This is a genomic window from Actinomyces oris, from assembly GCF_001929375.1.
GTDB lineage: Bacteria > Actinomycetota > Actinomycetes > Actinomycetales > Actinomycetaceae > Actinomyces > Actinomyces oris_B.
The window spans coordinates 1-11,234 of the sequence record NZ_MSGO01000091.1 but is presented as its reverse complement, the minus strand read 5'-3'; the positions used below and the strand labels follow the sequence as shown (position 1 = coordinate 11,234).

10 protein-coding genes are annotated in these 11,234 nt (G+C 61.0%); 6 read left to right on the top strand and 4 right to left on the bottom strand.

The genetic code is table 11. The features are described 5' to 3' along the window. Window positions 1-150 precede the first annotated feature (150 nt). The 4 genes from BKH32_RS13830 to BKH32_RS13110 all read left to right on the top strand — a co-directional run bounded on the left by BKH32_RS13830 (window position 151) and on the right by BKH32_RS13110 (window position 5,045). Window positions 151-663, top strand: coding sequence for a hypothetical protein (locus BKH32_RS13830; RefSeq protein WP_143222857.1), 513 nt, complete (start codon window positions 151-153; stop codon window positions 661-663). 211 nt (window positions 664-874) lie between these two features. After that, a complete protein-coding gene (locus BKH32_RS13125; protein WP_218638479.1) occupies window positions 875-1,819 on the top strand; it encodes an AAA family ATPase in 945 nt (314 codons plus the stop codon). Window positions 1,820-1,822: 3 nt separating this feature from the next. Continuing rightward, window positions 1,823-4,357: a S8 family peptidase gene (locus BKH32_RS13120; RefSeq protein WP_075250427.1), complete on the top strand. Its 2,535-nt coding sequence runs from the start codon at window positions 1,823-1,825 to the stop codon at window positions 4,355-4,357. Window positions 4,358-4,517: 160 nt separating this feature from the next. Beyond that, the gene (locus BKH32_RS13110; RefSeq protein ID WP_075250426.1) at window positions 4,518-5,045 is read left to right on the top strand and encodes a HigA family addiction module antitoxin; all 528 of its coding nucleotides are present in this window, start codon (window positions 4,518-4,520) and stop codon (window positions 5,043-5,045) included. 13 nt (window positions 5,046-5,058) lie between these two features. On the opposite strand, the gene BKH32_RS13105 is transcribed toward BKH32_RS13110, so the two are convergent. After that, window positions 5,059-6,543 (bottom strand): sugar porter family MFS transporter, encoded by a 1,485-nt coding sequence (locus BKH32_RS13105; protein WP_075250425.1) that lies wholly within the window; start codon window positions 6,541-6,543, stop codon window positions 5,059-5,061. Between the two features lie 420 nt (window positions 6,544-6,963). Here BKH32_RS13105 and BKH32_RS13100 point away from each other — a divergent pair, with 420 nt between their 5' ends. Both BKH32_RS13100 and BKH32_RS13095 read left to right on the top strand, forming a co-directional pair. Beyond that, a complete protein-coding gene (locus BKH32_RS13100; protein ID WP_075250424.1) occupies window positions 6,964-7,674 on the top strand; it encodes an NB-ARC domain-containing protein in 711 nt (236 codons plus the stop codon). Window positions 7,675-7,798: 124 nt separating this feature from the next. After that, window positions 7,799-8,842 (top strand): bile acid:sodium symporter family protein, encoded by a 1,044-nt coding sequence (locus BKH32_RS13095; RefSeq protein WP_075250423.1) that lies wholly within the window; start codon window positions 7,799-7,801, stop codon window positions 8,840-8,842. 10 nt (window positions 8,843-8,852) lie between these two features. Here BKH32_RS13095 and BKH32_RS13090 read toward each other — a convergent pair whose 3' ends face one another. From BKH32_RS13090 to BKH32_RS13820, 3 genes are all read right to left on the bottom strand, one after another. Then, window positions 8,853-9,131 carry a hypothetical protein gene (locus tag BKH32_RS13090; RefSeq protein WP_256275234.1) on the bottom strand — a complete coding sequence of 93 codons (279 nt, stop codon included), beginning with the start codon at window positions 9,129-9,131 and terminating at the stop codon, window positions 8,853-8,855. Between the two features lie 98 nt (window positions 9,132-9,229). Next, a complete protein-coding gene (locus BKH32_RS13085; RefSeq protein ID WP_256692004.1) occupies window positions 9,230-9,439 on the bottom strand; it encodes a type II toxin-antitoxin system HicA family toxin in 210 nt (69 codons plus the stop codon). 667 nt (window positions 9,440-10,106) lie between these two features. After that, window positions 10,107-10,496 (bottom strand): hypothetical protein, encoded by a 390-nt coding sequence (locus BKH32_RS13820; protein ID WP_143222856.1) that lies wholly within the window; start codon window positions 10,494-10,496, stop codon window positions 10,107-10,109. Window positions 10,497-11,234: the final 738 nt, after the last annotated feature.

Genomic DNA, 11,234 nt, shown 5'->3' with positions numbered 1-11,234 from the left:
TGTGTAGCAGCTCCCATCATCGGGGGACCTCGACCCCTACCCAAGCAACGACGCACCCACCCCACCTATGAACTCAATAGGCTCCAGCTACCACACCCTCAAACGCGAAGAGCCCGTAAAGCCCACAGAAACTCCTACGCAAGTCGAGTTATGACTAGCCAAGACTGGGCCTCCTGGATAGGAGCAGTAGGAACCGCCGGTGCAACGCTTATCGCCACAATCACTTTGGCCCTGGAAGCATGGTGGAGGCGCAGCGGCAAGAGAAGAGAACAGGCGGCACGCATCACTGCCTGGGTTCTGACGAACCAGAAATCAGATCAGAAGACTGAAGACATTATACGCATTAGCAACCAGTCCTTTTCTCCTGCGTATCGCTGTGTTGCAACCTTCGTCATCAACGAGCAGAACGGGCAACATTATCCAGACGACTATAGAAGAAAACTAACCACACTCCTTCCAGGCGAATGGCAGCTCGCCGCACCCAAAGGATGGCGCGGGATGAGCGCCCGCCCCGGCGTGGAGATCGCCTTCACTGACGCACACGGAGTACACTTGTTACGCAACGCCGTGGGGCAGTTACACGAGAGCCCGATAGATGCGATCAAGCACTACGAAATAAAACTACCCTATTCTTCCGATCAACTGACCCCAGCAACCACATAAACCCACCTGGACGCATCTCTGCGCCAGGCAAGTCGACACAGCGCGAAAGCCACTTCGTCCGCAACAAGCACGATCTACTGGTGGACGTGAGAGCGATCCCAGCGCGGCACCGGGGAATGTGTCACTGGCGTGCCGTACGATGACGGTGACAACTCAGGCGAACATGGAAGGGAGTCCATCTGTGGCAGGTCACGGTGCACACATCACAGCCATGGTGCGCAGTCACGCCTCCGGTGACGAGGACGCCTTCTACTCCGTCGCCCTGCAGGTCGCCGCTCGAGAAGCCCGCCAGGGGCACCACCGACTCGCCTCTGACATCAAGAAGGCTGTCGACTCCTCTCGTCAACGAGCACGCTCATCCCTTGCTACGGTAGCCACACTTCCGCGCCCCGAGGGAGACATCGCCGGTCTGGTTGAGATCTCTCAGCCACAGGTACGGCTGCGCGATCTCGTCATCTCGCCCGAGCTCGGCGAGCAGATCACGCAGGTCATCCAGGAACAGCGGCAGCGGTCCGTTCTGATCGAGCACGGCTTCACCCCGATGCATCGTCTGCTTCTCGAGGGCCCACCCGGTACAGGCAAGACCATGACTGCCTCTGTCATCGCCTCTGAGCTCTCACTTCCGATGTACACCGTGCGTCTAGACAGCCTGCTCAGCAAGTTCATGGGTGAGACCGCCTCCAAGCTGCGGACAGTGTTTGACGAAGTCGCCACCCACCGCGCGGTCTACCTCTTCGACGAGTTCGACGCCCTGGGCGGAGACAGAAGCGGCAACGACGTCGGCGAAGCGCGACGCATCCTCAACTCATTCCTGGTGTTCCTGGAGGAAGCGAGCCCGGAGTCAATCGTGGTTGCGGCCACCAACCATCGCTCCATCCTGGATCGCGCACTCTTCCGTCGCTTCGACGCCGTCCTCACCTACTCGCTGCCGAGTGGCAGACAAGCCCAGGCGGTCATCCGCAAGCGCCTGGGGTCACTTGCCAAGGGCGTCGCGTTCACCGGGCTGTCCTCACGCACAGAGGGACTCAGTCATGCGGATATCGTCAAGGCAGCCGAGTCAGCCGCTAAGGCTGCGCTCATGAGAGGGGACGCTGTGGTGACACGAGCAGATCTTGAGCTGGCACTTGCCGCGCGCCGCTCCGCCAGCCTGGGGTAGGCCATGTCCGAGTCACCCCGCCTCGATCACCTCAACGTCAATGGCTATGTTGAGTCCAAGCCACGGACCGCACGCGGCATGGGAACGACGGCTATCAGGCCTGTAGATAGCAAGACTCACGGCAAGCGTCTCATCGAAGAGATTGATGCCGTATTTACGAAAGAACAGGAAGCCCGAGACTCCCAGGATCTTGATCCGGTACTACAAGCCAATGGGACGTACCTAACCCTTGAGGGCGTCAACGCCGACTTCGAACTGAAACTTGACTCTCTGACACAGTTGACGCGGAAGGGTAAGACATCAAGGAAACCGAAGTGGCTTCTTCTATCGGTTCACCCTGCTACAGAGGATTCTCCTGAACGAGCCAATATATGGGTTGCCGACGATTTCCGACACCAGTTTTTCAAGCTGTTTGAGGACTATCTCACCACCAGTGACGAAAAAAATCAACCTAAAAACAATGCGTTGATTGCCAATATTTCTCACATTCGGGAAACTTATCTCAATGACCTATGGACATCAGAAGGCAATCCTCCTTACGGAGGAGCGATCTGGTGGGAGCTGTGGCTTGACCAGCGCCGAGAGCGCCCCGGCCTGCTCGAGCGCATTATAAAGTCATTTAGTCTCGAGATCTCTGATCGACAGTTACGAATTGGAGACTCGCTGATCGTGCACATCCGAGCCACACGACAACAACTTGAGACACTTGTTGTAACAGACCTGCCTTTCACTGAGATTCGCACACCCTCATTCATTGACACTATCGAGGACCTCTCCGACAGTGAGCGATTCGAATATGTTCTTGATTTCTCCACAAGGGTTATTCCAGCGGAAGTGGGGGCTCCAGTTGTGTGCCACCTCGACTCCGGAGTCTTCCGAGCGCACACCCTCCTCAAGGGATCCTTGGCAAGCAGCGACCAGCACTCGATCTTCACAGCTTCAACCGGTCATGATCGTCACGGCCATGGCACATCAATGGCAGGAATTGCGCTCTACGGTGAGCACCTGGATGATCTTCTTCTAGGAACAAAAACAATCAGATTAAAGCATCGCCTAGAGTCTGTAGAAATCTTCCCCACTCCTGCAGGAGCTCAGCAGCGTGACTATGCCAGCGCCACCATTCATGCGATTTCCATTCCGGAGGCTGGGTCCTCTCGTCGACGTACCTTCTGCATGCCTGTCAGCACAAAGTCTGACACCAACCCCGGCCGGCCGACACTCTGGTCGGCAACGGTAGACGCCCTCGCCGTAGGCACAGACATTCAAGTTCACAGTGACGGATTTTCTCTCATCTCGAAACCAGACCCCGATGCAAAACGTCTCATTATCGTCTCTGCGGCGAACGTGGACGCGAACTCCTACACGATCAATCACCTAGACAACTCAGACATGTCCCCAATCCGAAATCCCGGACAGTCATGGAATGCACTAACGGTTGGTGCTTTTACTCAACTCGATCAGGTTCCGAGCGACCCGAGCTTTCATAGTTACTCTCTAGTAGCACCCGCCGGAGAACTCTCCCCCCACAGCCGGACTTCTTTACTATTCGGCGACAAACCATGGCCCATCAAGCCAGAGATATGCCTGGAGGGAGGCAACGTTCTTTTGGACAGGCAGAGTTTTGCAGAACCCAAGCACCCTCTTCTTTCTCTCAGGTCCACCGGTATCAGGAACGATGTGGACCTGACATCGGCCAATGCGACGAGCGCCGCTACTGCGCAGGCCGCACGGCTAGCAGCACTCACCATGAGCCGTTACCCCTCCTACTGGCCGGAGACCGTACGGGCTCTTCTGGTTCATGAGGCCAGGTGGACTGAGCGGATGCGCACACATTTGGATGCATGCGAGACCAAGAGCGGCCGAGCTCGCCTCTTGCGTCGCTACGGGTGGGGAGTACCGACGGAGGAAACGGTCCTCACGTCATCTCACCGTGCGGTCACCATGGTAGTTCAGGACGAGTTCCACCCTTTCGATGAGACATATGCGATGCGGGAGCTTCGGCTTCACTCCCTGCCCTGGCCTCGCGACGTCCTTCAGTCACTTGGCGAAGCCGACGTGCGCCTACGCATCACGCTGTCCTACTTCATCGAGCCCTCCGCCACGCGGCGCGGCTGGAAGGGGAAGTACACGTATGCCTCTTACGGCCTCCGCTTCGACCTCAAAGCCCCGACCGACATCAACGTGAAGCGTTTCCTCGCGCGAGTGAATCGACAGGCTCAGGAAGAGGAGGACGAGGACTACTCGTCCACAGATAGCCACTCGAATCACTGGCTACTCGGCACGCGGGCACGACACTACGGTTCACTCCACCAGGACGAGTGGCAGGGCACCGGCGCCGAGCTTGCAGCATGCGACCATATCGCCGTCTACCCCGTCGGTGGCTGGTGGAAGAACAACAATCGACGTGACCGCCGTGACTTACCCGTCCGGTACGCACTCCTGGTCTCGCTGAGCACCTCCACACAGGGAGCCGATCTCTACACTCCGATCGCGACACAGCTCAGCGTCCCCGTCACCCCCGTACCCATCGAGGTATGACAGGCTTACGCAGGTCCAAGCCCCGACAATCAACCAAGCCCGGATCACTACCAACTGGCGACTCATCGTCACCGATGAAGGCGGCACTCCTGTCGTCGCCTGCGTCATCGAGATCGTCGACTACCACTAGACCACCGAAGCACCTGAAAGGAAGGCAGGCATGGCCACGTACACCGCACACCCCGACTACGTCGTGCCTACCGGGGACTTCATCGAGGAGTGGATGGAAGAGGAGGGCATCAATGCCGCTGAGCTTGCCCGCCGACTCGATGTGAGTCGAAAGCACGTCAGCGAGCTGCTCCGAGGCAAGGCCCCACTCAGCCACGACATGGCGCTCAGGCTGGAGAACACCACCGGTGTCCCTGCCCGCATCTGGGACCTCCATGAGACCGAATACCAGGCGACTCTGGCCCGCCAGGCTGCGGAACGAAGCTGCACCCTAGGAGACTTCCCCGCCTACGATCGTGACAAGCTGGAAGCAGCCCTTCCCGCGCTCCGCTCCCTCACAGTCGAGGATCCTGTGCAGGCCATTCAGAGAGCCCAGGCTCTTCTGCGCAACTGCGGAGTGGCACTCACACTGGTTCCAGCGATGCCGGGGCTCGGCACCCATGGTGCCACCCGCTGGATCCAATACGCCTGGGGGCACAGCCTCAAGCGAAAGGTGACGATCACGAGCCTGGCTGCGTAGGTTCCAGCTCGCCTCAGACCGCCAGGTCCTCCATCTCCTCGAGCTCCTTGCCCTTGGTCTCGGGTACCCGCAAGAAGACGAAGATGAGGGACAGCAGCGCAAAGACGGCGTAGAAGCCGTAGGCGAAGGTCAGGCTGATGCTGGCGAAGGTCGGGAAGGTGGTGGAGATGAAGAAGTTCGCCACCCACTGGGCCGCAGCCGCCACCGCCAGCGCCCCAGCACGGATCCGGTTGGGGAACATCTCGCCCAGCAGCACCCACACGAGCGGCCCCCAGGTCGCCCCGAAAGCCACGACGAACAGGTTCGCCGCCACCAGCGCGATCGGCGACCACGGCGCCTCCAGGGTCACCTCATCACCACTGACGTTGGCGAAGGAGAAGGCCAGCGCCATGAGCCCCAGCGAGATCGTCATGAAGAACGAGCCGGCCAGCAGCATGGGCCGGCGGCCCACCTTGTCCACCAGGAGGATCGCCAGGATCGTCACCGCGATGTTGGTGACCGACGTGATGACTGTGATGTTCAGGGCGTCGGACTCCTGGAAGCCCACAGTGCGCCACAGCGTCGTCGAGTAGTAGAAGATGACGTTGATGCCCACGAACTGCTGGAAGACGGACAGCAGGATACCTACCCACACGATCGGCTTGAGCCCCAGCGCTGAGCCGCGCAGGTCGGACAGGGACTCGCGCTTCTCGGAGTCGATGGTGGAGCGGATCTCCTCGATCTTGAGGTTGACGTTGATGATTCCGGTGAAGTCGTAGAGCACCTGGGAGGCCTTGTCGTAGTCGCCGCGCGCCACCAGGAAGCGTGGGGACTCCGGCAGCCGGAAGGCGAAGAGCCCGTAGACGAGGGCCGGCACCCCCTCGGCGATGAACATCCACCGCCAGGCCTCCATGCCCAGCCACAGCTCCTTGGCGGCCCCGCCGGCCTGACCGGAGAACCAGGCGTCGGCCAGCAGGGAGGAGAAGATGCCGACGACGATGGCCAGCTGCTGGAGGGAGCCCAGACGGCCGCGCACGCTCGCCGGAGAGACCTCGGCGATGTAGGCCGGGGCGATGACGGAGGCCGCCCCCACTCCTAGGCCGCCCACCACGCGCCACACGATGAAGTCGATGACGCCGAAGGCCAGCCCCGAGCCGAGTGCGGAAACCAGGAACATGACAGCGGCGATGAGCATGACCGGCACCCGCCCCATCCGGTTGGAGACCGGCCCGGCGAACCAGGCGCCGACCGTGCAGCCGATGAGCGCCGAGGAGACGGAGAAGCCCTTGAGTGCGTCGCTGAGAGCGAACTGGTCAGAGAGGGCGTCGACGGCGCCATTGATGACGGCCGTGTCAAAGCCGAAGAGGAACCCGCCCAGGGCGGCGGCCACGCAGATGCCGATGATGCGAGCGTTGATGCGGCTGACGGTCGAGCCGGCCTCCTCCGAGGTCGAGGCGGGTGAGGAGGTGGCCGGCGGCAGGGAGGAAGAGGACGGTGACGACTGAGAGGACTCTGCCATGGTGTGTTTCCTGACGTCGGAAGAGTCGCGTACGGCACCCACTTCGTGCCGCGCGGCATAGCGGACTCCCTCAGACTACGACCGTGCCCGCCATCACAATAGCCGTTTCGTCCCAGTCCTGTCCCTGGCCGTGACCGGAGTGCTGGCGGGCTGTCGCAGCCCGACGGCGATATGGGAGCACGCCACCGGCGCCGTGCTGACCCCGGAGCGGGTGGCCGGCAAGTCCAACCAGAGGTCCCGGCCTTGCCCCAGCTGGCTTCAACTCCCGTCGACTTCCGCCGTCGACATCGGCAGGAAGGGACTGCTGTCTTTTTCCCGAGAGAGCCCGATCCCGTGAAGACGAGGAACGGCAAAGCATCACAATGGATACAGATACCGCTTCCAGGCCTCAGCCACTTAGTTGACTGAGATAATAGTTCCATGAGCCCAACGGTTCGGGTGGGCGAGACCCCCACCCTTGTCAGCAGACTCGTCGACCAGCTCACACAGCGGTTGGCGGAGGACGGCGCACCCGAACGCCTCGTCGTCGGGCTCGTGGGGGCTCCCGGTTCGGGCAAATCAACGCTTGCCGAGCAGCTGGGGGCCAGGCTCAAAGCAGCCGGAGTCTTCGCCGGCCTCGTCCCCATGGACGGCTTCCACCTGTCCAACGCCGTCCTCGACCAGCTGGACCGCCATCACCGCAAAGGCGCACCCGACACCTTCGACGTCGAGGGATACCTGGCGACCCTGGATCGGGTGAGAGCCGACGGCGCCCACCAGGTCTTCGTCCCGGTCTATCGGCGGGACCTCCACGAGTCCGTGTCGGCCGGGGGCGTCGTCTCCGGGACCGGCGTCGTCGTCACCGAGGGCAACTACCTTGCGCTCGAGACACGCGGCTGGGGCGCGGTGCGCGAGCGGATCGACCTGCTCATCCACATCGACGTGCCCGAGGAGGTGCTCGTGGTGCGGCTCATCAACCGGCACGAGGACTTCGGCAGGAACGCCCTCGACGCCGGCCACTGGGTGCGCACGGTGGACCTGCCCAACGCTCGCCTCATCGCCACGAGCGTCCACCGCTGCGACGAGGTGTGGCGTGAGCCCGAGGACGAGCCTGACTCCGACGACGTCGACACTGACGACGAGCTCGAATAGCGCCTCGGGTCTCGGGACCTGAGGCGTGTCCGTACGGTGGACTGAGACGGCGATGTATCACTCCTCGGACTATCGTCGCCGCGCGTATCCCCGCTGACGCTCCACCGATGATCCGAGGCATCCCATGACACCCCCTCCTGACACTGGCGCTGACACAGATGCGGCCTCCGAGAAGAGGCAGGACCGCAGCGCCCGCATCGCGGTGACGGTCTTCCCACTCATCATGTTCGGCGCTTTCCTCGCCGCCTTCTTCTCGCCCTCCACCTTCGTGCCGCTGGCCGGTTACATGACGCCCTTGCTGGCCATCACGATGCTGGGGATGGGGATGACCCTGTCCATCCCGGACTTCACGATGATCGCCCGTCACCCGAAGCCGGTCATTCTGGGCGTGCTCAGCCAGTACGCGGTTATGCCGCTGGTGGGCTGGAGCGTGGCGAACCTGCTGCCCCTGTCCCCCGAGCTCAAGGTGGGCATCATCCTCATCGGCTGCGTGCCCGGTGGGACGACGTCGAACGTGGTCAGCTACCTGGCCAAGGGCAACACAGCGCTTTCGGTGTCGATGACGGCCTTCTCCACGATGCTCGCCCCCATCATCACCCCGCTGCTGACCCTGTGGCTGGCCGGCACCTACATGCAGGTACCGGCCGGGTCGATGGCGCTGTCGATTGTGCAGATCGTGCTGCTGCCGGTGGGGGCGGGTCTGGCCTGCAACGTCTTCTTCCACCGGCAGGTGGCGCGGATCCAGCCGGCGATGCCGTGGGTCTCAGTCGTGGCGATCGCCGCGGTGGTGGCGGCCGTGGCCTCCAAGAGCCGGCCCCTCATCGCCACTGCGGGGCCGCTCATGTTCGCCGCGATCGCCGTGGAGAATGCGACCGGTTACGCCCTGGGCTACGCCGTGGCGCGAGCCTTCGGGGTCTCACGGGCCGACCGGCGCACGATCGGTATCGAGGTGGGCCTGCAGAACGCGGGGCTCGGTTCGACGCTCGCCCTGCAGTACCTGAGCGCGGCGGTGGCCGCACCCTGCGCGGTGGCGACCTTCTGGCACACGATCACCGGTTCCCTGCTGGCCATGTACTGGCGCCTGCGCGGGTTCCCGGCCGGCGAGGATCCGCACGCCACCGTGCGCGAGCTGCGCCATCGCGCCGAGGAGTCCTCGGCTGCGAGATGAGCGCCAGCCGTTAGGCGGACAGCTGCGCGATCCGCCCCGGAGTGAGCGCCACGGCGCCGGCAACATCGCGCACGCTGTGTCCTTGCGCCAGCATGGCGTGCACTGACTCCTCGGTCGCGCTTCGCAAGGCCGCCTCGGCGGAGCGGAGCGCCATCCGGTCGTTACCGACCTTGAGGGCCCGCACGATGTACTCCGGCAGACCATCATCCGGAAGAAGACGGACGTCGATGACGGCCCCCTCTGGCAGGTCCGCCGCAAGGATGATGGCATCGACAATCTCAGCACGCACCGCTGCAAGAGTAGGGGCCCAGGTATGCGCTACGGGTTCCTGAACGCACTGCGCCAGCCAGTTGTCCGCCTCGCGACTCACCGTCACGTCATACGTCGTCATCGTCTTGTCCACCCTTTCCCGAGGACCGGCGCAAGGTCGCGATCGATCGCAGCCAGCGTTCCCACCGGCACCTCTCCAGCATGTTGAGGAACAACGGTGAAGGCCCGAACCCCCTTGGCCGACACCACCTCGTACCGTCGATGCGAACCACGTTGACGAGTCATGACGCCTCCCAGCGCCTCAATCCGTCGGTTGAGCTCTCGCACCTTCACTACAGCAGTATATCCGCTAAACAACTCATGTGTACAGCGGTTATACGCCCTGCAATTTACGATGACGGAGCAGATATCAACAGATGCTCGCTCATGCAGCACGACATCAAGACCAAGAGGAGTCACGCCCTCTTGGCTTCGACGGCGGACATGGACAGATGGCCGACGGCGACCGGCTCAGTCCAGCCATCGGGTCACGGTGCGTACCGACATCACCGCCCGGCGCACAACCAGCTCGTGGCAGATGCGGCAGGCAGATCACTCGTGGGTACGGCGCCAGTGCTCGATGAGGTCCACCGTCCCGGCGCTGCAGCGGTTCTCAAGCTCCGAGATTCCTCCTTGGCGGTATGGATCGACCCACTTCGACACCCGTGGCACGAGCGATACCGGCTTCAGCCGCTACATGAGCGATGGGGCGACCAGCCTAGACACGCATCGCGAGCCGGTAACGGCCCTGAGGCGTCAAAGGAGCGTTACAGTGGGTCATGGCAGCGAGGCTTTCTCCTGTCGGAAGGATGATTCAGCACCACCCATCCTGACAGCCCAGGTCTCGCTGCCCCCAACACCCCATGACTACAACCTCATGACCCTCAACAGCTAGCCTATCTAGGACGACAACAGCCTGGGCAAGGCGTTACAACTGCAGAAATAGGCGCACTTCTCAGTATTCATCAGTCCCAAGAATGTCAGCCTCGAGCCTATCCGCAATACTAACAATTCCCTCGATCGAATCTGTTATCTCATTTGCATCAATGTTTTGAAGAGGTATTGACGTAGTCACATATGCCATATCATCAATCATGGTGACACCCCCCAAAAGAGTGTCACCCAATCGTTGTGCAGCATAGATCACCTCGGGTGCATCAAGTTTACCGATCGGGGAACTCATCCTGCACCATTCAGTCCGAGAATCATTGAAGGCATGCTCAACAAGAACAATCTGACTCCTCAGGTCAGATACATTGAACACCAACTTCAGTATGCTCTCACTCAACATTTCATACTTGTAAGTGCGATCTATGAATCGCACGAGATCGCTCCAGGTAGCCACAACAACACCTCCCTCGCCGCACATCACCCCTATTCATTAGCCCTGCTTGCTGTCACAATGGGGGCAGCGGTAATTTTGAGCACCCGACACAATATAGAACGTGCCGCCACAGTTTCCACACACGCGACGGACATTTACATTTCCGTGGGGGCTTACATCAGCAGTGTAAGTGAACATCGTGACCTCCATGATGTCTCAATCCAAGCCCACAACTTTAAATCAAGCTGCGCGACTCATTGGTAGTGTCAACCTCGACGTTGACGCTATCAATCTAATGCAGACCCGCGTCGAATTTTAGTAGTATTTTTGCTGCTTGAAGAAGGGGTGATAGTCGACTATAATATCTTACTATCATAATCGATAACGATTCTCATCGTACTTAAATCCGCCAGTCTCATCCCTTCAGCATCTGCCCTAATACAAGAGCATCTCCACAGTCCTCCGTAGCCCACTGACGCGAACCCAACTAAGCACGCCACTAACTCCCATGCTTCATCCAATGCACACCGAACGCACCGGGGAACCCACGTTTCGTATCACGAGGCATTCACTCCGCCTAGCCTCGATCTTTCATCGTCTGGTTGAGTGGGGTTGGGTGGCGTCGTTGCCGGTGTCGTGGGGCTGATTATGCCGGTCGGGTGTGACGGTCTGCCGCGTGTCGGGCCGCGGTGGTCGGGCCTTTCCGGGGGCCAGGGGGGGTGTTCCTTCAGGATCGTGGCGGACAGGAGATGGGTTCGG

What these genes read in the sequence shown, in the direction of transcription:
- BKH32_RS13830 (WP_143222857.1), top strand. Translation starts at nt 151, where the DNA reads ATGACTAGCCAAGACTGGGCCTCCTGGATAGGAGCAGTAGGAACCGCC.
- BKH32_RS13125 (WP_218638479.1), top strand. Translation starts at nt 875, where the DNA reads ATGGTGCGCAGTCACGCCTCCGGTGACGAGGACGCCTTCTACTCCGTC.
- BKH32_RS13120 (WP_075250427.1), top strand. Translation starts at nt 1,823, where the DNA reads ATGTCCGAGTCACCCCGCCTCGATCACCTCAACGTCAATGGCTATGTT.
- BKH32_RS13110 (WP_075250426.1), top strand. Translation starts at nt 4,518, where the DNA reads ATGGCCACGTACACCGCACACCCCGACTACGTCGTGCCTACCGGGGAC.
- BKH32_RS13105 (WP_075250425.1), bottom strand. Translation starts at nt 6,543, where the DNA reads ATGGCAGAGTCCTCTCAGTCGTCACCGTCCTCTTCCTCCCTGCCGCCG.
- BKH32_RS13100 (WP_075250424.1), top strand. Translation starts at nt 6,964, where the DNA reads ATGAGCCCAACGGTTCGGGTGGGCGAGACCCCCACCCTTGTCAGCAGA.
- BKH32_RS13095 (WP_075250423.1), top strand. Translation starts at nt 7,799, where the DNA reads ATGACACCCCCTCCTGACACTGGCGCTGACACAGATGCGGCCTCCGAG.